We start from the raw sequence: 23,612 nt of genomic DNA, 5'->3' as shown, positions 1-23,612 counted from the left end.
TTGTACATACTGCCTGTGTTTGATTTGGACACAATGGCTTACTGGTGGATATAAGTTGTTTTTTACAGAATGGCGGTCACCAAATGTTCAAGGGGAGGCGATTTTTGTCAGCGTAAGGCAAGTTAAAAGCTTTCATTTCCACCATAAAGAAACTCCGGGTCTGAATTGATCCGGAGTTATTTCTTTTTCTCGATATTTTCATAGACCGAGGCAAGGGCTTGTTCAAATTTCCCGCTCTTTTTCGGTTTGTAATATTTTTTGCTGCGCAGTTTGTCCGGTAAGTATTGCTGCTTCACCCAGCCATTCTCGTAGTCATGCGGATAAAGGTAGCCGATGCCGCGTCCGAGATCGGTGGCTCCTTTGTAATGGGCATCCTTAAGGTGATCTGGTACATCTCCACTATGGCCGCTGCGAATGTCGGACAGAGCTGCATCGATTGCGACAATGGCCGTGTTCGATTTAGGTGATAGGCATAACTCGATTACCGAGTTGGCAAGTGGAATCCGCGCTTCAGGAAAACCGAGTCGTTCAGCGGCTTCGACTGCAGCGAGTGCCCTAGGACCAGCTTGGGGATTGGCAAGTGCTATGTCTTCGTAAGCGATGACTACTAAGCGGCGGGCAATGCTGACAAGATCGCCGGCTTCGACCAAGCGCCCTAAATAATGAAGGGCTGCATTCACATCACTGCCGCGAATTGATTTTTGGAAAGCCGACAAAACATCATAATGGGCATCTCCATCCTTGTCATGCGAGAAGCTTTTTTTCTGCATGCATTCCTCGGCAATTTGCAGATCTATATGAATCGTTCCGGACTCATCGGGTTCGGTGGAAATGACGGCGAGCTCAAGAGCGTTAAGGGCACTGCGGACATCTCCGTTCGAAGCAGTCGCGAAATGGGTAAGGGCATCAAAGTTGACATCGGTTTTATACGCACCAAGCCCCCGCTCTTCATCATGAAGTGCCCGTTCTAGAGCTTTGGTTATATCATTGGTTTCCAAGGATTTGAGCTCGAAAATCTGGCACCTGCTTCGGATGGCCGGATTGATTGCATGATACGGGTTGCTGGTCGTTGCACCGATCAAGGTGATCATCCCATTTTCAAGATAAGGCAATAGGAAATCCTGCTTCGCCTTATCTAGTCGATGAACCTCATCAAGCAACAGTATCACTTTCCCGGACATCTTAGCCTCGGCTGCCACGATTTCCATATCCTTTTTATTATTGGTCACCGCGTTCAGCGTCCGGAAAGCAAACTTCGTGCTTCCGGCAATCGCACTTGCAATTGAAGTCTTGCCAATTCCCGGCGGACCATACAGTATCATGGAAGAAAGCTGTTTGGCTTTCACCATCCTAGCGATAATTTTTCCTTCACCGACCAGATGCTCCTGCCCGATGATCTCATCAATCGATCGAGGCCGCATCCGGAAAGCAAGCGGTTTTATATTCATTGCGCACCTCTCCTTTTTATATAAGGTATCACAACTGATGGGGGAAATGCGCTGATTATGCTGTAAAAGAGGGCGAATTCGTATTATGGTAGTCCGTTTGGGGATTTAATTTGTGATGTAAAGGTTGATAAATCCACCTACCTAGCGGAATAATATGACCAAGCGCCACAATAATCCGCTCGTCCGCGCAAAAAATCGATCGTCCTAACCTTAAAATCCGACCCCAACCGATAAAAATTCGTCATCCAATTAGTTGCCTTCCATTCTTTATTTTTATTTTTCCTACCTTTCCAATTAGGATAATTTGACAAATGAAGGGCGGGTGAATGCATTTCCAGCGGGAATATGCTATAATTTCAAAAGAATTTAGAAACGGATAAATAATTTGAGGTGTATATGTATGAAGATATCTACTAAAGGCCGTTATGGTTTAACGATTATGATCGAGCTTGCTAAACATTATGGAGAAGGCCCGAAGAGTTTGAAATCGATTGCCCAGACGCATAATCTGTCGGAGCATTATTTGGAGCAGTTGATTGCGCCGCTTCGTAATGCTGGGTTGGTGAAGAGTGTCCGCGGTGCGTATGGCGGGTATGTACTATCTAAAGATCCTCAGGAGATTACTTCGGGTGATGTCATTCGTGTATTGGAAGGGCCGATTACCCCTGTTGAAGGAATTGAGGATGAGGAGCCGGTGAAGCGCCAGCTTTGGATCCGGATTCGCGATGCTGTGAAGGATGTATTGGATAATACGACGCTTATGGATTTGGCGAGCTACAAGGATACGGGTGAAATCGATTCTTATATGTACTATATTTAAGTGATTAGCAATGCGCCTATTATGTAGGCGCTTGCGTTTTTTAATGGAGGCGACAAAAAAGTGGACAGAATATATTTAGATCATGCTGCGACTTCACCGATGCATCCAAATGTGGTCGATAGGATGATGACAGTCATGAGTCATGACTTCGGAAATCCGTCGAGCATTCATGCTTTCGGGCGGGAGGCGCGCCATGTTTTGGATGAGGCACGTTCGAGTATTGCAGCGAGCATCGGTGCGGGGCGGAATGAAATCATTTTCACGAGCGGTGGAACCGAGGCTGATAATACGGCGATCATTGGTGTTGCGAATGCTTATAAAGAACAAGGTAAGCACATCATTACAACGGAGATTGAGCATCATGCGGTTTTGCATACATGCCAATACCTTGAGAAGTCTGGCTTTGAGGTCACATATTTACCTGTGAATGAAGCGGGGCTTATTTCAATTGCCGATTTAAAGGCGGCATTGCGGGACGACACGATTTTGGTTTCGATCATGTTCGGCAATAATGAGGTTGGTACGATCCAGCCGATTGCTGAAATTGGACAGCTGCTCAAGGGTCATCAAGCCTTTTTCCATACGGATGCGGTTCAGGCATATGGTTTGATCTCTATCGACGTCCGTGAGTTGGGTGTGGATTTGCTGAGTGTATCCGCGCATAAAATTAACGGTCCCAAGGGAATCGGCTTTCTTTATATTCGTGAAGGCTTGAAGCTGAATCCGCATTTATATGGCGGGGAACAAGAACGCAAACGCCGTGCTGGTACGGAGAGCGTACCGGCAATTGCCGGTTTTTCAGAAGCTGTTTTAATTGCGCAAAGCACGATGGAAAAGAAAAAGGAGCAATACATGCGTTTTAAAGACGTATTGCTTGCCGTCTTTGATGAGGCGGATGTACAATATGAAATTAACGGATCTATGGAACAGTCGCTGCCGCATTTGCTGAATGTTAGTTTTCCGGGTACGAATGTGGAATCGATGCTCGTTAATATGGACTTGGCAGGTGTTGCGGTATCGAGCGGATCCGCTTGTACTGCTGGGTCAATCGATCCGTCGCATGTGCTTGTGGCGATGTTCGGGAAAGATTCGGAGCGGACGAAGAATTCGATTCGTTTCAGCTTCGGTCTGAATAACACGGAAGAGGAAGTAAGGCAGGCGGCTGAAACTACCGTTAAAATCGTTAATAGATTAGTGGGAAGATAATTCCTGCTTTAAATAAATGAGGTGACAGAATGAGAAAAGCACCACAGGACACCCGCGTCGTCGTGGGTATGTCAGGAGGCGTGGATTCTTCTGTGTCAGCCCTGCTATTGAAGAATCAAGGCTATGATGTGGTCGGGATTTTCATGAAGAACTGGGATGATACAGATGAAAACGGAGTCTGTACGGCAACGGAAGATTATAATGATGTAATTGCCGTTTGTAATCAAATCGGCATCCCTTATTATGCGGTCAATTTCGAGAAGCAGTATTGGGATAAAGTTTTCACTTATTTCTTGGATGAGTATAAAGCGGGCCGTACCCCGAATCCGGATGTAATGTGCAATAAGGAAATCAAGTTCAAGGCCTTTCTTGAACATGCCGTAAGCCTTGGTGCCGATTATGTGGCTACAGGTCATTACGCACAGGTTGAATACCGGGATGGCGAATACAAAATGCTTCGCGGTGTCGATAATAATAAAGATCAAACGTACTTCTTGAACCAGCTTACTCAAGAACAGTTGGAAAAAGTCATGTTTCCGCTTGGACACATTGATAAGAAGGAAGTCCGTGAAATTGCGAAAGAAGCGGGTCTTGCCACGGCAACGAAAAAAGATTCTACAGGGATCTGTTTTATCGGTGAACGCAATTTCAAAGAGTTTTTAAGCAATTACCTCCCAGCTCAGCCCGGTGATATGGTCACGATGGATGGCAAAGTAATGGGCAAGCATGACGGATTGATGTATTACACCATCGGTCAGCGTCATGGTCTAGGGATTGGCGGCAGCGGCGAACCTTGGTTTGTTGCGGGAAAAGACTTGAAACGCAATGTTTTATACGTGTGTCAAGGCTTTGATAATGATGTGCTGTATTCCAATTCCCTTCGTGCAGTTAATGTCAGCTGGGTAGCGGAACATATACCAGCTGGTGAATTTACATGTACGGCAAAGTTCAGGTACCGTCAAGAGGATAGTGGTGTTAAAGTGAAGGTCTTGGAAAATGGTGATGTCGAGGTCATCTTTGACGAGCCAGTCCGCGCGATCACACCTGGACAAGCAGTCGTATTCTATGATGGTGAAGTGTGCCTTGGTGGCGGTACGATTGATGAAGTATTTAAAAAAGGTGAAAAACTGACTTACGTAGGGTAAAATAAGCATGTCCCCAGCTGTGTTTGCGGTTGGGGACTTCTTTTGGATTGCGGGTGTACCGCCTGAAATCGACCACTGGCTTATGCTATAATTTTTTAATATAAAAATGGAGTGTGATTGGATATGGATAAGAATCAACAAGGAATTGAATTTATGCAGCAAGGGAAATACGAAGAAGCGGCGAAAGTTTTTAATGAGGCGATCGAGGAAAATCCGAATGAGCCTGTTGCTTACATAAACTTTGGGAATGTATTGACTGCCGTGGGTGAAACGGATAAAGCGGTCAAGTTTTACAAAAAGGCGATCGAGCTGGATGAAAATGCAGCAGCGGCTTACTATTCATTAGGAAACTTATATTATGAATCAGATTCTAAACTAATCGAAGCGAAGGATATGTTTGAAAAGGCAATCCGATTGGGGCTGGATAATAGCGATGCTTTCTTCATGCTTGGATTGACTTTGATGGCGTTGGATCAACCGAAATTGGCGATGCCTTATTTACAGAGAACGGTGGAGCTGAGCCCTGAGGATGTTGATGCGAGATTCCAATATGCACTATGTCTTGCTAATGCAGAATTATATGATGAATTGATCAATCAACTGAATTTAGTTGTCGAACAGGATCCGGGCCATGCCGATGCTTATTATAATTTAGGCGTTGCGTTTGCAGGGTATCGTGAGGATGCGAAAGCAGCGATGGTTTATTTTGATAAGGCTTTGGAAGCACAGCCTGACCATATGCTTGCTGCGCACGGTAAGAAACTGTTGGAAGAAATGAATGCTGAGTAAATAAACGGCATATGCATGGAAAGGTGGGGAGAAGCGTTGAGCCAGCAAGATTCGTTGGATTTATTTTCAGAAGAGAAAATGTTCATGAAAGGAAGTCATTTAGTGACGATCTTTCATAATGAAGAAAATATGTACTCGGTTGTAAGAATTCGCGTGCATGAAACGAATCTGAATTATGAAGAGAAGGAAGCGGTCGTAACAGGTTATTTTCCAAGGATGCATGAGGATGAGATCTATATTTTTTATGGGGCCATGAAGGAACATCCGCGTTTTGGCCTTCAATATCATGTAGAGCATTTTCGCAAGGATTTGCCTCAATCCAAGGAAGGTATCGTCAGTTATTTATCAGGTGACCTTTTCAAGGGCATTGGGAAAAAAACAGCCGAAAGCATTGTTGAGACACTGGGTGAAAAGGCAATTTCAAAAATTCTGGCTCAGCCTTCGCTACTTGATGATATCCCGAAGCTATCCGGGGAAAAGGCAAAGGGCCTTTATGATACATTGGTAGAGCATCAAGGTCTGGAGCAGGTGATGATCGCCCTGAATCAATATGGCTTCGGTCCGCAGCTGTCGATGAAGATCTATCAAATGTATAAACAGGATACGATCACGATGGTTCAGGGAAATCCGTATAAGCTCGTGGAGGATATTGAAGGGATTGGTTTTGGACGGGCGGATGAGCTTGGGCATCATCTTGGTATTTCCGGCAGTCATCCCGACCGAATCAAGGCGGCGTGCTTGTATACGCTTGAATCACAATGCCTCCAGGACGGGAATATCTACATAGAAGCCGAGCAGCTATTGGAGGCTGTCAAACGTCTGCTGGAGGAAAATAAACGGGATCGCATTGAGTTCACTAACATTTCCTCGGAAATAATCGAATTGACGCAAGAGGGGAAAATAGTTGTCGAGGATCAACGAATTTATCCGCCTTCGCTATTCTATTCGGAAAAGGGAATCGTGATGAACATCAAGAGGCTGCTTGCTCAAACCGAGTATGAGGACCAGTTCCCGGAATCGGAGTTCTTGCTGGCACTTGGGGAGCTGGAAGAGCGGCTGGATGTTTCCTATGCCCCGGCCCAAAAGGAAGCGATCCAAACAGCCCTGCAATCACCCATGTTAATCTTGACGGGCGGACCTGGTACTGGTAAGACGACAGTCATCAAAGGCATCGTTGAGCTATATGCAGAGCTGCATGGTGTATCCATGGATATTAACGATTATAAAAAAGAAGGAAGCGATCCATTTCCATTCGTACTTGCGGCCCCTACCGGCCGTGCAGCGAAACGCATGGCCGAATCCACTGGGCTCCCAGCTGTTACGATCCATCGTTTGCTTGGGTGGAACGGGAGTGAAGGCTTTTCCCATGATGAGGATAATCAGCTGGATGGCCGTATCGTAATTATCGATGAGGTTTCCATGGTGGATACTTGGCTGGCCCATCAATTGTTTAAAGCTCTGCCGGAAAATGTCCAAGTGATATTGGTTGGTGATGAAGATCAGCTGCCATCTGTTGGCCCTGGGCAGGTTTTAAAGGATTTGCTTGCATCGAATTGTGTACCGACTGTCAGTCTGGAACATATTTATCGTCAAGCTGATGGCTCATCGATCATTGAATTGGCCCATGAAATCAAAAAAGGAAGGCTTCCGGATGATGTCACGAAACAGCAAGAAGATCGATCGTTCATCCGCTGCCAAACAGGTCAAATCCCCCAAGTAATCGAGAAGGTGGTTGCCAACGCCAGGACGAAAGGCTTCACGGCCAAGGATATACAGGTGCTGGCTCCCATGTATAGAGGGCCTGCAGGGATTGATGCCCTGAATAAAATGCTTCAGGAAGTGTTCAATAGCAATGCGAATGAAAAGCGGCGTGAAATAAAATTCGGAGATGTGATATATAGAACGGGAGATAAGGTTCTTCAGCTGGTGAACCAGCCAGAGGAGGGTGTCTTTAATGGCGATATGGGTGAAATCGTGTCCATATTGTTCGCTAAAGAAAATACCGATCATGTCGATAAAGTAATCATATCGTTCGAAGGCATCGAAGTGACATACACGAAACAGGACTTGAACCAGATTACACATGCCTATTGCTGCTCCATTCATAAGTCGCAGGGAAGCGAATTCCCGATTGTCATTTTACCTGTAGTGAAAAGTTATTATCGGATGCTCCGCCGGAATTTATTGTATACGGCGATTACCCGCAGTAAAAATTTCTTGATCCTTTGTGGTGAAGAAGATGCATTCCGTCTAGGGATCGAGCGTAATGATGAAATGCGCCGGAAAACGACTTTGCGTGAAAAGCTGCGGGAGATTTTGAGTGAAGAAGAAATGCCGGTGGAAAAGGAAAAGGCACATCAACAATCAAGTTATCTTGATATTCTCATGCATGCTGATCCGATGATCGGGATGGAGAATGTCACGCCATATGATTTTATGTAGCTGGTTCTATTTGATGAATTTTGTTTAAATTTCATAGTTTTGGTGGAACTATAGAATATAACTTAAATGTGAAAGAGCAGGGGGGATTTGATGAAAAAAGGTTGGATAATAGGGATAGTCGTTGTCGTTTTACTTGTCATTTATGGGGCATCTTCGTACAACGGCCTTGTAAGTGCCAATGAAGACGTCGACAATAAATGGTCACAGGTGGATAACCAATTAAAACGAAGAGCGGATTTGATTCCGAATCTTGTTGAAACGGTGAAGGGTTATGCTTCGCATGAAACGGAAGCCATTAAAGCGGTGAGTGATGCACGCTCGAAGCTGGCCGGTGCCAATTCGACTGAAGATGCGATTGAAGCCGATCAAGAAATGAGTGGGGCCTTGAGCCGTCTTTTGGTGGTTGTCGAGAACTATCCGGATTTAAAGGCCAATGAGAACTTTAAGGGTCTCATGGATAGTTTGGAAGGAACGGAAAATCGGCTGACGGTAGCACGAAAAGACTATAATGATGAAGTTACCAATTATAATAAGATGATTAAACGATTTCCGAAGAATATGATGGCAGGAGCATTCGGGTTCGATGCCAAACCATATTTTGAAGTGACCAATCAAGAAAAAGAAACGCCAAAGGTAGATTTCGGGAGCGATAAATAATGAAAAAACTCGCTGTGTTTGCGCTATTCTTCATTCTCACGTGCAGTTTAGCAAACGTGGTCGCAGCACAACCTAACATCCCTGAACCAGTTGGGGATATATATGTTCAGGACTTCGCCGGAGTCCTGGATGATCAGGAGAAATCCGAACTCATCGAACTTGGAAAACGCTTGGATGATGCCACAAAAGCACAAATTTCCGTTTTGACGGTTGATTCGATGGAAGGATCCGAGATCGAGGAGTACTCGGTCGAGGCATTGAGATCATTCAAGCTTGGTGATGCCGAGTTGAACAATGGAGTCCTCATTGTTCTGGCCATGGAAGAACAAAAAATCCGTATTGAAGTGGGTTACGGTTTGGAAGGGGCCATTACCGATATAAAATCTGGACAGATTTTGGACAATGTGGCTATCCCTGCGCTGAAAGAGGGTAAATATGATGTTGCTCTGACGGAAACCTATAAAGCCGTATATAACGATGTCACGAAAGAATACAACCTAGGTGATGAATTTTATCAAGATCTCTCCGTTCAGCCTGAGTCAGAAAACTTTCAGCCATCAGGTTTACAGATTTTCCTCATTATCATCGTAGTCATCATCGTATTCATCCTCGATGCCAAGTTCTTTAAAGGATTTTTCTTGCAAATGCTAATCAATATCCTTTTGATAATCATCAGTCGCGGAGGCGGCGGTGGCCGTGGAGGCGGCAGCGGCGGTCCACGGGGCGGCGGCGGAGGAAGTTCCGGTGGCGGAGGTGCCAGCAGGGGATGGTAAAACAGGTGGATCTGACCGGGAAACCGGTCTTTTTTTTATGCCTGTTCCCTGTATTTCCGGAAGATCGAGCAACAATGGAAAACCTTTCAGCACATCTATTTTCAGCAGAAAAGAGATAATAAGAATGTTCGGAAAGGCGGGATGACCTTGCGGACGTTTTCATTATTGAAAGGGATGCCGGTTTTTACAATCAAGGGAGAAAGAGTCGGCACGGTCCACGATTTATCATTATCTGAAATGGGTCAAGTAACAGGCTTGGTCGTTCATCAGCAAGCATTGTTCAAAAGAGCTTTTCATTTGAAACTTGACGATATTTCTTCATTCGGTCCAGATGGGATCGTCATCTTGCAACAGGATTCAAGCTTAAGGAAAGTGCCTGCGGATTCCATATGCCTTTCGAAGGACGAAATATTGGGACGCATGCTTTTTTCAGAAATGGGCGAAGAACTGGGTTTACTGCAGGATGTATATTTCAAGGAGAAAATGGGCACGATTATAGCGTATGAAACAACGGATGGGTTTTTCTCGGAGTCGACAGTGATAGAATCAAAACAGCCGCCTGCATTAGGGAAGGATACCATCATTGTTTCAGTTTATGAACAGTGAGGTGTCCATTTTGGAAATTAAATGTCCGAATTGCCGCAGTAAAGATGTTGGGAAGATTGGCGTGAATCAATATTATTGTTGGAATTGCTTTATTGAAATGACCTTATCCGAAGGCCTAATTAATACGCACCAAGTCGAGGAAGATGGAAGTTTAAGCTCATTGGACGATTTGTTTGAGGAAAATGACCGCCGCTTCAGTATGTAATTTAACGGAAGAGGTGTTTACAATGGCTAGACGTTCACGGAATACTCTAATGAATATGGGTTCGGACTTGATGAACTCGAAGATGATCAAGCGGAACATGAAGAAAATACGCAAAAGATTAAAGTCATTATTATAGCGGGAATGGGTGTCCTGATAATGAGGACACTCTTTTTTATGTATGAAAACCTTCCGCCTTTCGAAGAATAAATGAGCGGGAGGTGTTTATAGTGAGTATTCGTCTTAAGTGGTTTTATCGCCTGGGTTTTTTATTGCTCTTATTTTTCGTTATCTATATTTTTATGAAACTTAAGCCCATGTGGGGACCTGCCTTTACTGTATGTGTGACGGTACTGCTGCCTTTTTTGATTGGTGCGTTCATCAGTTACTTGCTGCATCCTGTTGTGGAATATTTAAATGAGAAAGGGATGCGTCGCTGGCTTTCGATTACGATCATCTATTTGTTGTTTTTCGGAGGGATCGGCTTTGCTGTGTATAAAGGTATTCCAGTGATGGTCAGCCAAGTACGCGAGCTGTCAGAAAGCGTACCGGAACTGGTTGAACAGTACCGGGGCAGAATTGATAAACTCAACCATCAGACGGCGGCCTGGCCGTTCGGAATTCATGAAAGATTCGAAGAAGGTGTCACCCTTTTCGAAAATTGGCTGAAGCGTATACCTGAAAAGGCGATGGAGTATGCAATGAGGATGATTGATTTCATACTCCTGATTGCGTTGATACCATTCATTGCTTTTTATATCCTGAAAGATTTCACAGCTTTAAAAAAAATGGCATGGTATATGACTCCGAAGAAGTGGCGCAAGCAGGGACGGGCATTCGTTCGTGATGTGGATGCGTCGCTTGGCGGATATATCCGCGGACAAATCATCGTCTGTGCCGTGATCGGTTTGATTTCCTCGCTGCTCTTCTGGGTAGTCGGAATGCAATATCCGCTTCTATTGGGGGCGATAATCGGAATAACGAATGTCATTCCGTATTTCGGACCGATTATTGGGGCCATTCCCGCAGTGATTATCGCCGCGACAATGTCAGTTAAAATGGTGTTGATCATCGCTGTAATCGTGCTTGTACTTCAATTTCTTGAGGGGAATATCCTGTCGCCGCTAATAGTCGGTAAAAGCCTCCATATGCATCCGCTGTTTATCATGCTCGCATTATTGGCCGGAGGTGAAATAGGCGGTATCACAGGCATGGTCCTTTCGATTCCCATCTTGGCTGTGTTGAAAGTATTTGTCCTTCATGCCCGCGTTCACTTTAGAAAGAAGCCGCCCCTTATTGACAAATAAAAGTCTTGTGAATATAATCCATTACATAAGATAATTCGTTGAAGGATGAAGTATGCTGAAGTCCATCTAAAAGAGAGGTGTCCCCCAGGCTGAAAGGGACTGCCAGGTGAAGAGCAGCAGAAAGCTAGTCCTGAGAGCAGCTAATACCTGCCGTCATGCCGCGTTAAGGCTTTTATGAAGGTGATGGGCCTGGGATGAATTCCTGCGTCCGTAATCAGGGTGGTACCGCGAGTCAACTCTCGTCCCTGTTTTTGGGATGGGGGTTTTTTGTGTGCTCAAAATTACATAATTTTAAAAGGAGGATATATATATGAAGTATTTAACTGGTGCTCAAATCCGCCAAATGTATTTAGATTTTTTTAGTGAAAAAGGCCATAACATCGAACCAAGTGCGTCATTGGTTCCTCATGAAGATCCATCATTGCTATGGATCAATTCCGGGGTGGCGACGTTAAAGAAATATTTTGATGGACGGGTGATTCCTGAAAATCCAAGGATTACAAATGCTCAAAAGGCCATCCGTACAAACGATATTGAAAACGTAGGGAAAACGGCACGTCATCATACGTTTTTCGAAATGCTCGGAAACTTCTCCATTGGTGAATATTTCAAAGAAGAAGCCATTACATGGGCATGGGAATTTTTGACGGATGAAAAATGGATTGGGTTCGACAAAGAGAAATTAGCTGTGACGATTCATCCTGAAGATGATGAAGCATTCGAACTCTGGAATAAGAAAATCGGTGTTCCTGCTGAAAGGATCATTCGCCTGGAAGAAAACTTCTGGGATATCGGTGAGGGTCCAAGCGGCCCGAATACAGAGATTTTCTATGACCGCGGACCAGCATATGGCGATGATCCGAATGATCCTGAACTATATCCAGGCGGGGAAAATGAACGGCATCTGGAAGTCTGGAATCTTGTGTTTTCTCAATTCAACCATAATCCAGACGGTTCTTACACACCGCTTCCAAAGAAAAATATCGATACAGGAATGGGCCTTGAACGTATGGCATCCGTCGTTCAAGATGTGGCTACGAACTATGATACAGATTTATTCATGCCAATCATCCGGGCAGTCGAAGAGATTTCCGATGTGAAGTATGGTGTTGATTCAGAAAAAGATGTTGCATTCAAGGTCATTGCCGACCATATTCGTACGGTAGCCTTTGCAGTAGGTGACGGGGCTCTTCCATCCAACGAAGGCCGTGGTTATGTACTGCGCCGTTTACTCCGCAGAGCGGTTCGATATGCTAAGCAAATCAACATCAATCGACCATTCATGTTCGAGCTTGTGACGGTCGTCGGTGAAATCATGAAAGACTTCTACCCTGAAGTCCTCAAGAATAAAGAGTTCATTGCAAAAGTAATCAAAAATGAAGAGGAACGCTTCCATGAAACTCTAAATGACGGACTGTCCATCCTTTCTGAAGTCATTAAAAAGGAAAAGGAAAAAGGCGGTACGACTATTCCGGGCAGTGATGCATTCCGTTTATATGACACATATGGTTTCCCGATTGAGTTAACGGAAGAATATGCAGAAGAAGAAGGCATGACGGTCGATCAAGCTGGATTTGAAAAAGAGATGGATGCACAGCGTGAACGTGCCCGTTCAGCGCGTCAAGATGTTGATTCCATGCAAATTCAAGGCGGGGTATTGGGCGATATTAAAGTTGAAAGTGAATTTGTCGGCTATGATCAAGTTGCTGTCGAAGCCAAAATTGCTGCCATCATAAAAAATGGCGAGCTTGTAACGGAGGCAGAAGAAGGAGAAGAAGTTCAAGTGATACTGAACAAGACTCCTTTCTACGCGGAAAGCGGCGGACAAATAGCCGATATCGGAACGATGGCCAGTGAATCCGTGAAGGTTGATGTCCATGATGTCCAAAAAGCTCCGAATGGCCAAAATCTACACCGTGTAACAGTTACAGCCGGCACTTTAACATCAGATTCCAATATCGTTGCTACAGTAAATCAAGAAAATCGTATCCATATTACGAAAAACCATACAGCGACGCATCTTCTGCATCAAGCGTTGAAAGATGTGCTTGGTACACATGTCAACCAAGCTGGTTCACTTGTACAGGCTGAGCGCCTTCGCTTCGATTTCTCTCATTTTGGTCAGATAACGGCGGAAGAGATTGAACAAATCGAAACGATTGTGAATGAAAAGATTTGGCAAAGCTTACAAGTGAATACGGACTATAAAAACATCGAAGAAGCCAAAGCTATGGGCGCAATGGCCTTGTTCGGCGAAAAATACGGCAAGATTGTCCGTGTCGTTCAAATAGGCGATTACAGTCTTGAACTATGCGGCGGTGTCCACGTTCCGAATACAGCGGTAATCGGCTTGTTCAAAATCGTTTCCGAAAGCGGCATCGGTGCAGGGACTCGCCGTATAGAAGCGGTAACGGGTGCCGGGGCATACAAATTGATGACTGATCAAATCGGTGTCTTGAAAGACGCGGCTGCTAAATTGAAAACGAACTTGAAAGATGTACCTTCAAGAATTGAAACGGTTCTAGCTGAAGTGAAGGATCTTCATCGTGAGAATGAAAGCCTTACTGCAAAGTTAAGTAATATCGAAGCAAGCAGCCTTGTTTCTAACGTTAAAGACGTAAATGGCGTTCAAGTATTGGTGGCAAAGGTTCAAGCTACCGATATGAATAATCTGCGTGCCATGGCGGATGATTTGAAACAAAAGCTTGATTCTGTCATTATCGTATTAGGTTCGGCCCAAGGTGATAAAGTCAATTTGATTGCCGGGGTGACTAAGGATTACATCGACCGCGGTTTCCATGCTGGTAAATTGGTCAAAGAAGTTGCTTCCCGTTGCGGCGGTGGCGGTGGCGGACGTCCAGATATGGCCCAAGCCGGCGGAAAAGACCCTGAAAAATTGGATGCAGCACTTAATTTTGTTGAAGAATGGGTCTTATCGATTTCATAATCAATGGAAAGTGTTGTACAATGTAGGTAATAGTGGATTCTGGACGCTGAGGAGAGGTGCATGTTAATGAGTTCCTTTGATAAAACGATGAAATTTAATTTTCCCGAAGAACCATTCGAAAGAGATGTACAAGAAGTATTGTCTCAAGTTTATGTTGCACTTCAGGAAAAAGGGTATAACCCGATAAACCAGATTGTCGGATATTTATTATCTGGTGACCCGGCCTACATCCCGCGCCATATGGATGCTCGAAACATTATTCGTAAGCTTGAACGCGATGAAATCATCGAAGAATTGGTTAAGTCGTATCTTAAGAACCATCGAGAGGAATACTAATGCGCACAATGGGACTTGATTTAGGTTCAAAAACCATCGGCGTTGCCGTGAGTGACGCGATGGGTTGGACTGCACAAGGATTGGAAACGATCAAAATTAACGAAGCTGGAAATGACTTCGGCTTTAAACGTCTCAATGAAATTATAAAAGAGCATGATGTTTCTAAAATTGTCCTCGGTTTACCTAAAAACATGAATGGGACTGTTGGACCGCGAGGCGAGATCAGCCAAGATTTCGCTAAACGATTAGAAAACAAATTCAAGCTGCCGGTGTTTCTCTGGGATGAACGGTTGACAACTATGGCGGCTGAACGTGTCCTTCTTGAGGCGGACGTGAGCCGAAGCAAACGCAAGAAAGTCATTGATAAAATGGCAGCTGTCATGATTCTGCAAGGATTCTTGGACAGACAAACAAATTCTTTATGAGGTGAATACAAATGGAACACGGCGAAAACAACATTACAGTAGTAGATGAAAACGGAAACGAGCAGCTTTGCGAAATCCTTTTCACATTCGACTCAGATAAATTCAACAAATCTTATGTACTTTACTATCCGATGTCTGCAGAAGATGATGAGGAAGAAATTGAAATCCACGCTTCATCATTCGTACCAAGCGAAGATAATAAAGATGGTGAACTTACACCGATCGAAACAGAAGAAGAATGGGATCTTGTCGAAGAAATGTTAAATACATTCCTTGACCAAGAAGAAGCAGAAGAAGAATAAGATTAGAAAAAAACCGGCCCCTAAAGGCCGGTTTTTTCATTTATGTACCAGTACGCCCTTATCTTTTCTCTGCGAATAAAAGTATAAATGTAGCGAGCGGACCCAAAAATAATGATAACAAGAACCAATTCAACGCCGTTCTATTTTTACCTTGAGCAAGTCCGGCGTTTATGAGTGCCAATGTCCCCCAACCTACAAAATAAGAATTATCCAACTCCTTCACACCTTTCTTCATCTTAAATTAATAATACCATTCCTACATGGATATTCCTGTCATTGCCTGAAATGCCTAACACTTGCAGGAAACAAATTTGAGTGCATTTTTTTAATCTGAAGAAATAAGATATCACTATTTTCCTATTAAATAATACCTGTATATTGACAAAACTAGTGCGTTTTTGCCATAAATAGAGTATTGATGAATGTAGTTTTGCAAAAAACATGTAATTATTTGTTGATTTTAGTATAATGTTCGAAGCAAAGATTAATTAGAGAAAGCATCACCTAGAAACCGTTCTGTAGTTGGTGTGAGTTTGCAGGGGGAATGAAAATGGATGAAAAAGATAAAAAATTATCTAAAAAGGAACATATCCAAATGAAATTGTTAGAACAGCAAGGAGAAGCCAAGCTGGTTCGTAAAATCATCATGATTACGATAGCTTCGCTTATTTTACTAATTGGGATAGTTGGTCTTGTGGGCTTTTTATATATCAACTCAGCCATGAAACCAGTCGATCCAGATGATGACACCATCAAGAAAGTGAAAATCCCAATCGGTTCTACCGTTAACGGAATTTCAACACTGCTTGAAGAGCAGGGAATAATCAAGGACGCACGCGTATTCAAATATTATATTAAATTCCGCAATGAATCCGGTTTTCAGGCAGGGGAGTATAAATTATCACCTTCCATGCCAATTGAAGATATCGTCACAAGCATCAAAACCGGAAAACTCATGAAGGAAGCTGCAATGAAGATAACGATTCCTGAAGGAAAGCAGCTTATCCAAATTGCCGATATCATCGCAGTGAAGACAGGTGAAGACCCGAAAAAGGTCTTTAAGAAATTGAATGATAAGAAGTTCGTAAATTCCATGCAAGAGAAATTTCCGCAGCTCTTGACCTCGGAAATTGAAAATGAAAAGGTTTTATATCCGCTTGAAGGGTACCTTTTCCCAGCTACTTATGACTTTTATGAGGAAAAGCCGACCCTGGAATCGATCGTCATCGAGATGCTGAAGAAAACGGAAGAGACATTGCAGGCTTACGAGAGCCAAATGGAAAAGAACGATTATTCCGTACATCAGATGCTAACCTTCGCTTCGCTTGTTGAAGAAGAGGCGACGGCGCAAGTCGATCGCGGAAAGATAGCATCCGTCTTTTATAATCGTATTGAGGAAGACATGCCGCTGCAAACGGATCCGACCGTTTTGTATGCGAAGGGTTCACATAAGAGCAGGGTGTATTATAAAGACCTTGAGGTGAAATCCCCTTATAATACGTATAAGAACAAGGGGCTGCCGCCAGGGCCGATTGCCAATGCCGGAACGACATCGATCGATGCGGTACTGAAACCTGAGAAAACGGAATATCTGTACTTTTTGGCAACACCTGAAGGGGAAGTCCTCTACTCCAAGACCTTGGATGACCACAATAACAAAAAGGCAGAGCATATTTCCAATAAATAAATAAATAAAAAAATGCAATGAGACTGAGGGGGGAGAGATATTACTTTCCCCTTGTTTTTATGATAGAATAGTACAAGTGAATTTTTGATCCGATTTTTATCGGTGACGTAACTCGGCGAATGCCGGGTTTTATTTTGAAAGATAAGGAAATGTAGATCGTCAAGCATACTTGTTTCAGCTCCTTGTGAAGAAATTGTTCAATCAATTTTTTCATGTTACTGACCAAGCGCTTTTGTTTTCCTTATAAATGGAGGAAACGTTTTGAACGGAAAAATAGAACAATATCTTCATTCCTTAATTCCGGAGCGTACGGGTTTACTTAAGGAGTTGGAAGATTTTGCGATGGAAAATAATGTGCCGATCATGGAGCCTGAAGGCATTGAGGTGCTGCTTCAGATTTTAAGGCTTCATCAGCCAAAGGCGATATTGGAAGTAGGTTCGGCGATTGGCTATTCAGCCATAAGGATGGCCGAGACCCTTCCGGAAGCTCGAATCGTCACACTTGAACGGAATGAAGCCCGTATTGAGCAGGCAAGAGCTAACTTCAAGAAGGCGGGACTGTCGGAAAGGATCACCCTCATTGAAGGGGATGCCCTTGAAGCGGGGCCGAAAGTGATGGAACATGGTCCGTTTGATATCATCTTCGTTGATGCAGCTAAAGGGCAGTACAAGCGATTCTTTGAACTGTTTGAACCATTCCTTGCTGGTGCTGGCATTATCATTACAGATAATGTTTTATTCAAAGGCCTGGTTGCCGAAAACATTGAAGAAATGGAAATGACGAGAAGAAAGCGAGCTCTCATCAAAAAAATCAGAGACTTTAACATCTGGTTACATGACCATCCAAATTTCGATACGGTAATTTTGCCGATTGGTGATGGTGTGGCCATTAGTAAACATAGAGGTGACAAAAATGAAAAAGCCTGAATTACTCGTGACTCCGACAAGTGTCGATCATATAAGAGAACTCATCGATGCTGGCGCTGACGCCTTCGTCATTGGCGAACAACGTTATGCGCTTAGGCTGGCAGGGGAGTTCAAACGTGAAGATGTAGAGAAGGCGATTGAGCTTGCACATGCCGCGGGAAAGAAAGTATACGTATCCATGAACGCCATTTTTCATAATGAAAAAGTGGACGAGCTTGAAGGGTATGTCACTTTCCTTAAGCAGGCTGGTGCCGACCGGATCATATTTGGAGATCCCGCAGTCTTAATGGCTGTCCGTGCCGTGGCACCTGATATGCCCCTGCACTGGAATACAGAGATGACGGTAACGAACTGGTATACATGTAATTATTGGGGGAAACGCGGTGCTGTCCGTGCCGTGGCTGCCCGTGAGATAAGTCTGGACGAGATTGTGGAAATGAAGGGAAATGCCGAAGTGGAGATTGAAGTGCAAGTGCACGGCATGACATGCATGTTCCAATCGAAGCGTACTCTCCTAGGTAATTACTTTGAATACCAAGGCAAGGCATTGGAAGTGGAAAATCGGAAGGAACATAGAAATATGTTCTTGCATGATAAGGAACGTGAAAATAAATACCCGATTTATGAAGATGAAAATGGTACACATATCATGAGTCCGAATGATATGTGCATGATTGATGAACTTCAAGAATTGATTGAAGCGGAAATTGATTCGCTGAAAATCGAAGGGTTATTACAAACACCGGAATATATCGTGGAAATGACAAAGTTATATCGGGAAGCGATTGACGTATGTGCTGAAGACCCTGACCGGTATGATGATATGAAATCGGAACTTTTTGAAAAAGTCAAAGCGATTCAGCCGGATAGCCGTGAGTTGGATACCGGGTTCTTCTTTAAAGAATCGGTTTATTAAAGAAAAGGGTAAGAGAAAGAGGAGGAATAGCCTTGAATGCTATTGCTGATAAAATTTCCAAGATCGTTGATGGAAAGAGAGTCATTGTAAAAAAACCGGAATTGCTGGCTCCTGCCGGCAATCTGGAAAAATTAAAAATTGCCGTTCATTACGGCGCGGATGCCGTTTTTATTGGCGGTCAGGAATATGGTCTTCGTTCCAATGCCGGCAACTTCACGTTTGAGGAAATGAAGGAAGGCGTCGAATTCGCTAAAAAGTATGGTGCTAAAGTATATGTAACCACAAATATCTTCGCACATAATGAAAATATAGATGGTCTGGATGAATATCTGGAAGGACTTCAGGAGGCTGGGGTTCATGGTATCATCGTCGCCGATCCATTAATCATCGAAACCTGTAAACGGGTCGCTCCGAACGTCGAGATCCATTTAAGCACGCAGCAGTCGCTATCGAACTGGAAGGCTGTTCAGTATTGGAAAGAGGAAGGCTTGGAGCGTGTTGTTTTGGCACGTGAGACGAGTGCTGATGAAATCCGTGAAATGAAGGAGAAGGTCGATATCGAAATCGAGGCTTTCGTTCACGGGGCCATGTGCATTGCCTATTCTGGACGCTGCACCCTTTCGAACCATATGACGGCACGTGATTCGAACCGCGGCGGCTGCTGTCAGTCTTGCCGCTGGGATTATGATTTATATGAGTTGGATCAAGACGGGGAAAAGGCTTTATTCGATAAAGAAGATGCTCCATTTGCAATGAGTCCAAAAGACTTGAAGCTGATTGAATCACTGCCAGGCATGATTGAAATTGGCATAGACAGCTTGAAAGTCGAAGGAAGAATGAAGTCCATTCACTATATCGCTACAGTTGTCAGCGTCTATCGTAAAGTGATTGATGCGTATTGTGCCGATCCGGATAATTTCAAGATTAAACAAGAATGGCTGGAAGAGCTTGATAAGTGTGCGAACCGTGAGACGGCATCATCGTTCATGGAAGGGGAAATTCCTGGGTATAAACAGCAAATGTTCGGGAATCATACCGTAAAGACTCGCTTCGACTTCGCTGGATTGGTGCTTGATTACGACGAGGAAACTAAAATCGTTACCATGCAGCAACGTAACTTCTTCAAGCCTGGGGATGAAGTGGAGTTTTTTGGACCGGAAATCGAAAACTTCACTCAAAAAATCGGTACGATCTGGGATGAGTCAGGTAAGGAGCTGGAGGCAGCCCGCCATCCGCTTCAAATTGTCCGCATTCAAGTAGATAATAGAGTTTATGTGAACAATATGATGCGGAAGGAGAATTGACATGACAAGAAAGAAACCAGTGGTCATCGGAGTTACAGGAGGGTCGGGATCAGGTAAAACTAGTGTTACCCGTTCCATTTTTGAATTCTTTCAAGGACATTCCATCTTGATGATCGAACAAGATTATTACTATAAAGATCAAAGTCATCTGCCTTTTGAAGAGCGCTTGAAAACGAACTATGATCATCCGCTTGCATTTGATAATGATTTGCTAATCGATCATCTTAACGCATTGCTGCGTTATGAAACGATAGAAAAACCCGTTTATGATTATTCGATCCATACGCGTTCAGAAGAAGTAATCACAGTTGAGCCCCAGGATGTCATCATCCTTGAAGGGATTCTTGTGCTGGAGGATGAGCGCCTCCGAGACCTGATGGATATGAAGCTATATGTCGATACTGACGCAGACTTGCGGATTCTTCGTCGGATGACCCGTGATATTAAAGAACGCGGCCGTTCCATAGATTCCGTCATCGAACAATACATCAGTGTAGTCCGTCCGATGCATAATCAGTTCATAGAACCGACGAAGCGTTATGCCGACATCATCATTCCAGAAGGCGGTCAGAACCATGTGGCGATTGACCTTATGGTGACAAAAATTCAAACAATCCTTGAACAAAAGTCTTTTTTGTAATAACATAGCATAAATAATGATAGGTGCCATTTTCCATCGTTTATTTAAATAATCCCATTTATTTGTTGGGAAAGACTGGACAAATGTTGGAAAACGCAATACTCTATTCTTGATACAGAACGAACCGGCTGCTCATCGCAGTCGGTTTATATACTAAGGAACGGATTGTTTCTTAGTATCGAAGCGCGTACTTTTTAAGTCGCGCAATTATATATTTTGACTCGATTTCAGGGTTAAGCACTATATAGTACATAAACTTGTCACAGCGAATGCTTGCTGTAAGAATTTGAAGGAGTGAAGGGTTTTGGCAATTGAAAAAGAATATCCAATGACTAAAGAAGGTAAGTTGAAGCTTGAACAGGAACTGGAACAGTTAAAAACGGTTAAACGTAAAGAAGTGGTGGAAAGAATCAAAATTGCCCGCAGTTTTGGGGACCTTTCCGAGAACTCAGAGTACGATTCCGCAAAAGAAGAGCAGGCTTTCGTTGAAGGACGCATTACAACAATCGAAAACATGATCCGTAATGCAAAAATCATTGAAGGCAATGATACGAATACAGATACAGTTTCACTTGGTAAGTCAGTAACATTCGTGGAACTTCCAAATGGTGACGAAGAAACATATTCCATCGTAGGAAGCGTTGAAGCGGATCCATTCGAAGGGAAAATCTCCAATGATTCCCCAATCGCGAAAAGCCTGATAGGGAAAAGGGTCGGCGACAAGGTATCGATCATGACACCTGGCGGCGAAATGAGCGTCAAGATTGTTTCCATCAGCTAATTAAATGCAAAAGAGGATGTCCATGGGGCATCCTCTTTTTTATCGGAAAAATGCCGCGTTAATTTGTTCATAATTGTTTAAAAATTCGCACCTCGTCAACAATGGTTACGAGGTGTATTTTATGAAAAAGAAACGAATGAGGTTGCTGGCTCTTTTTTTGACCACTTTTATGCTGATGCTCATAGGCAGGCTTGCCTACATCCAACTTGTATCGACAGAATCTTTTTCAAAGCATGATGTGAACCTGTTAGAAGCAAGCGTGAATCAGCGTTCACAGATATTAAAGATTGATGATGGACGCGGAAAGTTTTATGACAGAAATGGGGAACCGCTTGCACATGAAGAAATCCCAACGCTCGTCCTATTTCCATTTTTAAAAAAAATGACATGGCCTATAGATGAAGTGGCCTCGATTATAGGCAAATCGGAAGTGGAGTTAAAACGGGCGATAGAACAAGCGGATGAACCATTCGTCTTTGGCGGGGATGATCCGATAGAGTTGACGTCCAGCCAATCGAAGGCAATCAATGAATTGAAGATTCCAGGGGTCTTTGCCGTGAACGAGAAATTATATCCTGATCAAACCCCTGCAGCGCAATTGATCGGAACGACGAATATATCTGATGCGGAAAAGAAAAAACGTTATCCGGACATGAATTTATCTCCTGAAACGAAAATAGGCAATACGGGGCTGCAAAGGACCTTCGATGAGTTCTTGCTTTCCGCAGGTGAATCAAAGCTCGTTTTTCACGTGGACGCCAGTGGAGGCCCAATGTTCGGTGTCGATGTTAAATATGTTGAACCTGCGAATCCGCTTTACCCGGTGAAGGTCGTGACGACGATCGATAAAGAAATTCAGGAGAAAGCGGAGAAGCTCGTCGATGAACGCGGGGTAAAAAAAGGCGGTCTCGTACTGATCGATATTGAAAAAAGTGAAATCGTCGCCATGGTATCACGTCCGGCGCTTAATATAAAAGATCCAAATGGCGAAGGGGCCGTCAATATGATGCTGACTCAAAAAACGCCGGGTTCCGTCTTTAAAACGGTCACGGCAGCAGCGGCCATCGATTATGAAGTGGCTAGTCCCACCCGGACATTTAATTGTAATTTGACGATAGACGGCAAAACGGATAAACAGAGGGAACTGGGCATGCTTAATTTTGAAAATAGCTTTGCCCAAAGCTGCAACAGGACATTTGCCGAGTTGTCACAGGAAATAGCTGAAAAGGATCCGGAATTTTTGGATAAATATGCAAAAATGTTAGGGTTGGTTGGTGAAACGGGCTGGCAAGGGGACGTCTATCACACCGAAGTTACTCAATTGCATCATGAACAAACCGGGAAGGTCTGGCATGATGACGATTTAAAAAAAGATCCCAAAATGATTGCCAAAACAGCAATTGGCCAGCAGGATGTCCAAACGACACCATTAGCGATAGCGAATATGATGGCAACGATTGCCCGTGGCGGCAAGAAGGAACAGGTCAAAGCCGTTTCCAAGGTTGAATTTAACAATAGTACGACCGTAGTCGACTTTCCCAATCAAAGAATTGGCGGCGAAACATTGTCTCCATATACAACGATGAAGATGCAGCATCTTCTTAGGAAGGTCGTGACGGAAGAGAAAGGGACGGGCGCATCCTTGAGAGATTTGCCTGTTGAGGTTGCTGGCAAGTCTGGAACAGCTCAGACCAATATCGAAAAAGGGGAGCTCAATAAATGGTTTGCGGGCTATTTTCCATATAAAAATCCGAAATATGCTCTTGTTACCGTAAGTTTTGAAACGAAGGAAAACAGTTCCAGCATGACGCCTCTTTTTTCAGATATTGTAAAAGTCCTGTACTCCAAGGACCAGGACAATAGCGAGAATTGACGAAAAGAGTAGGAAACCCTTCCCTTCTATATCTGGCTAAATCATGTTAAAATGAGGCAGTAAGAAATGGTAAGGGAGG

The 23,612-nt window shown here is 43.8% G+C and carries 23 protein-coding genes; 21 read left to right on the top strand and 2 right to left on the bottom strand.

Annotated elements, in window-relative coordinates:
- Positions 1-176 precede the first annotated feature (176 nt).
- Complete coding sequence (locus tag NYE63_RS19690) at positions 177-1,448, bottom strand: replication-associated recombination protein A (RefSeq protein WP_342602372.1); 1,272 nt, start codon at positions 1,446-1,448, stop codon at positions 177-179.
- A 400-nt stretch (positions 1,449-1,848) separates the two neighbouring features.
- Between NYE63_RS19690 and NYE63_RS19685 the strand changes: the two genes are divergently transcribed.
- From NYE63_RS19685 to NYE63_RS19620, 14 genes are all read left to right on the top strand, one after another.
- The gene (locus NYE63_RS19685) at positions 1,849-2,268 is read left to right on the top strand and encodes an Rrf2 family transcriptional regulator (protein ID WP_034308657.1); all 420 of its coding nucleotides are present in this window, start codon (positions 1,849-1,851) and stop codon (positions 2,266-2,268) included.
- A 60-nt stretch (positions 2,269-2,328) separates the two neighbouring features.
- On the top strand, positions 2,329-3,474 hold the full coding sequence (locus tag NYE63_RS19680) for a cysteine desulfurase family protein (RefSeq protein ID WP_342602371.1): 1,146 nt from the start codon (positions 2,329-2,331) through the stop codon (positions 3,472-3,474).
- 29 nt (positions 3,475-3,503) lie between these two features.
- The gene (gene mnmA / locus NYE63_RS19675) at positions 3,504-4,619 is read left to right on the top strand and encodes a tRNA 2-thiouridine(34) synthase MnmA (RefSeq protein WP_063232954.1); all 1,116 of its coding nucleotides are present in this window, start codon (positions 3,504-3,506) and stop codon (positions 4,617-4,619) included.
- 123 nt (positions 4,620-4,742) lie between these two features.
- Positions 4,743-5,408: a tetratricopeptide repeat protein gene (locus tag NYE63_RS19670; protein ID WP_144479424.1), complete on the top strand. Its 666-nt coding sequence runs from the start codon at positions 4,743-4,745 to the stop codon at positions 5,406-5,408.
- Between the two features lie 36 nt (positions 5,409-5,444).
- A complete protein-coding gene (locus tag NYE63_RS19665; protein ID WP_342602370.1) occupies positions 5,445-7,850 on the top strand; it encodes an ATP-dependent RecD-like DNA helicase in 2,406 nt (801 codons plus the stop codon).
- Between the two features lie 90 nt (positions 7,851-7,940).
- Complete coding sequence (locus NYE63_RS19660; RefSeq protein WP_342602369.1) at positions 7,941-8,507, top strand: LemA family protein; 567 nt, start codon at positions 7,941-7,943, stop codon at positions 8,505-8,507.
- Complete coding sequence (locus NYE63_RS19655; RefSeq protein ID WP_342602368.1) at positions 8,507-9,280, top strand: TPM domain-containing protein; 774 nt, start codon at positions 8,507-8,509, stop codon at positions 9,278-9,280. Before NYE63_RS19660 ends, NYE63_RS19655 begins: the two co-directional genes overlap by 1 nt.
- Before the next feature lie 141 nt (positions 9,281-9,421).
- Positions 9,422-9,886 carry a PRC-barrel domain-containing protein gene (locus tag NYE63_RS19650; protein WP_342602367.1) on the top strand — a complete coding sequence of 155 codons (465 nt, stop codon included), beginning with the start codon at positions 9,422-9,424 and terminating at the stop codon, positions 9,884-9,886.
- Positions 9,876-10,091: a hypothetical protein gene (locus NYE63_RS19645; RefSeq protein WP_063233024.1), complete on the top strand. Its 216-nt coding sequence runs from the start codon at positions 9,876-9,878 to the stop codon at positions 10,089-10,091. Before NYE63_RS19650 ends, NYE63_RS19645 begins: the two co-directional genes overlap by 11 nt.
- A 227-nt stretch (positions 10,092-10,318) precedes the next feature.
- Positions 10,319-11,395 (top strand): AI-2E family transporter, encoded by a 1,077-nt coding sequence (locus NYE63_RS19640; protein WP_144479414.1) that lies wholly within the window; start codon positions 10,319-10,321, stop codon positions 11,393-11,395.
- A gap of 310 nt (positions 11,396-11,705) precedes the next feature.
- A complete protein-coding gene (alaS, locus tag NYE63_RS19635) occupies positions 11,706-14,342 on the top strand; it encodes an alanine--tRNA ligase (RefSeq protein ID WP_342602366.1) in 2,637 nt (878 codons plus the stop codon).
- 66 nt (positions 14,343-14,408) lie between these two features.
- Positions 14,409-14,678 (top strand): IreB family regulatory phosphoprotein, encoded by a 270-nt coding sequence (locus NYE63_RS19630; protein ID WP_034311358.1) that lies wholly within the window; start codon positions 14,409-14,411, stop codon positions 14,676-14,678.
- Complete coding sequence (gene ruvX, locus NYE63_RS19625; protein WP_063232961.1) at positions 14,678-15,103, top strand: Holliday junction resolvase RuvX; 426 nt, start codon at positions 14,678-14,680, stop codon at positions 15,101-15,103. The genes NYE63_RS19630 and ruvX overlap by 1 nt, the downstream gene beginning before the upstream one ends.
- Positions 15,104-15,114: 11 nt before the next feature.
- Positions 15,115-15,405: a DUF1292 domain-containing protein gene (locus NYE63_RS19620; RefSeq protein ID WP_063232962.1), complete on the top strand. Its 291-nt coding sequence runs from the start codon at positions 15,115-15,117 to the stop codon at positions 15,403-15,405.
- A 58-nt stretch (positions 15,406-15,463) separates the two neighbouring features.
- Here the strand turns inward: NYE63_RS19620 and NYE63_RS19615 are convergent, their stop codons facing one another.
- Complete coding sequence (locus NYE63_RS19615) at positions 15,464-15,619, bottom strand: hypothetical protein (RefSeq protein WP_169803977.1); 156 nt, start codon at positions 15,617-15,619, stop codon at positions 15,464-15,466.
- 336 nt (positions 15,620-15,955) lie between these two features.
- On the opposite strand from NYE63_RS19615, the gene mltG reads away from it, so the two are divergent.
- The 7 genes from mltG (at position 15,956) to NYE63_RS19580 (ending at position 23,533) form a co-directional block, all read left to right on the top strand.
- The gene (gene mltG, locus NYE63_RS19610; protein WP_342602365.1) at positions 15,956-17,092 is read left to right on the top strand and encodes an endolytic transglycosylase MltG; all 1,137 of its coding nucleotides are present in this window, start codon (positions 15,956-15,958) and stop codon (positions 17,090-17,092) included.
- 261 nt (positions 17,093-17,353) lie between these two features.
- Positions 17,354-18,019: an O-methyltransferase gene (locus tag NYE63_RS19605; RefSeq protein ID WP_081395487.1), complete on the top strand. Its 666-nt coding sequence runs from the start codon at positions 17,354-17,356 to the stop codon at positions 18,017-18,019.
- The gene (locus NYE63_RS19600) at positions 18,006-18,935 is read left to right on the top strand and encodes a peptidase U32 family protein (protein ID WP_342602364.1); all 930 of its coding nucleotides are present in this window, start codon (positions 18,006-18,008) and stop codon (positions 18,933-18,935) included. Before NYE63_RS19605 ends, NYE63_RS19600 begins: the two co-directional genes overlap by 14 nt.
- A 32-nt stretch (positions 18,936-18,967) precedes the next feature.
- Positions 18,968-20,239: a U32 family peptidase gene (locus NYE63_RS19595; RefSeq protein ID WP_144479406.1), complete on the top strand. Its 1,272-nt coding sequence runs from the start codon at positions 18,968-18,970 to the stop codon at positions 20,237-20,239.
- 1 nt (position 20,240) lies between these two features.
- A complete protein-coding gene (gene udk, locus NYE63_RS19590) occupies positions 20,241-20,879 on the top strand; it encodes a uridine kinase (RefSeq protein WP_144479404.1) in 639 nt (212 codons plus the stop codon).
- 304 nt (positions 20,880-21,183) lie between these two features.
- Entirely contained in the window at positions 21,184-21,660 is a 477-nt protein-coding gene (gene greA, locus NYE63_RS19585) for a transcription elongation factor GreA (protein WP_063232968.1), read from the top strand.
- Between the two features lie 121 nt (positions 21,661-21,781).
- Positions 21,782-23,533 carry a penicillin-binding transpeptidase domain-containing protein gene (locus NYE63_RS19580; protein ID WP_342602363.1) on the top strand — a complete coding sequence of 584 codons (1,752 nt, stop codon included), beginning with the start codon at positions 21,782-21,784 and terminating at the stop codon, positions 23,531-23,533.
- The last annotated feature ends 79 nt before the right edge of the window (positions 23,534-23,612 follow it).

The sequence above is a fragment of the Peribacillus sp. FSL E2-0159 genome, from assembly GCF_038643155.1.
Classification (GTDB): Bacteria; Bacillota; Bacilli; order Bacillales; family DSM-1321; genus Peribacillus; species Peribacillus simplex.
This window is presented reverse-complemented; position numbering and strand designations above follow the sequence as displayed.

Bases quoted from the DNA above. Each gene is read 5' to 3' on its own strand.
- NYE63_RS19690 (WP_342602372.1), bottom strand. From the start codon at position 1,448: ATGAATATAAAACCGCTTGCTTTCCGGATGCGGCCTCGATCGATTGAT.
- NYE63_RS19685 (WP_034308657.1), top strand. From the start codon at position 1,849: ATGAAGATATCTACTAAAGGCCGTTATGGTTTAACGATTATGATCGAG.
- mnmA (WP_063232954.1), top strand. From the start codon at position 3,504: ATGAGAAAAGCACCACAGGACACCCGCGTCGTCGTGGGTATGTCAGGA.
- NYE63_RS19670 (WP_144479424.1), top strand. From the start codon at position 4,743: ATGGATAAGAATCAACAAGGAATTGAATTTATGCAGCAAGGGAAATAC.
- NYE63_RS19660 (WP_342602369.1), top strand. From the start codon at position 7,941: ATGAAAAAAGGTTGGATAATAGGGATAGTCGTTGTCGTTTTACTTGTC.
- NYE63_RS19655 (WP_342602368.1), top strand. From the start codon at position 8,507: ATGAAAAAACTCGCTGTGTTTGCGCTATTCTTCATTCTCACGTGCAGT.
- NYE63_RS19650 (WP_342602367.1), top strand. From the start codon at position 9,422: ATGACCTTGCGGACGTTTTCATTATTGAAAGGGATGCCGGTTTTTACA.
- NYE63_RS19645 (WP_063233024.1), top strand. From the start codon at position 9,876: ATGAACAGTGAGGTGTCCATTTTGGAAATTAAATGTCCGAATTGCCGC.
- alaS (WP_342602366.1), top strand. From the start codon at position 11,706: ATGAAGTATTTAACTGGTGCTCAAATCCGCCAAATGTATTTAGATTTT.
- NYE63_RS19630 (WP_034311358.1), top strand. From the start codon at position 14,409: ATGAGTTCCTTTGATAAAACGATGAAATTTAATTTTCCCGAAGAACCA.
- ruvX (WP_063232961.1), top strand. From the start codon at position 14,678: ATGCGCACAATGGGACTTGATTTAGGTTCAAAAACCATCGGCGTTGCC.
- NYE63_RS19620 (WP_063232962.1), top strand. From the start codon at position 15,115: ATGGAACACGGCGAAAACAACATTACAGTAGTAGATGAAAACGGAAAC.
- mltG (WP_342602365.1), top strand. From the start codon at position 15,956: ATGGATGAAAAAGATAAAAAATTATCTAAAAAGGAACATATCCAAATG.
- NYE63_RS19600 (WP_342602364.1), top strand. From the start codon at position 18,006: ATGAAAAAGCCTGAATTACTCGTGACTCCGACAAGTGTCGATCATATA.
- udk (WP_144479404.1), top strand. From the start codon at position 20,241: ATGACAAGAAAGAAACCAGTGGTCATCGGAGTTACAGGAGGGTCGGGA.
- NYE63_RS19580 (WP_342602363.1), top strand. From the start codon at position 21,782: ATGAAAAAGAAACGAATGAGGTTGCTGGCTCTTTTTTTGACCACTTTT.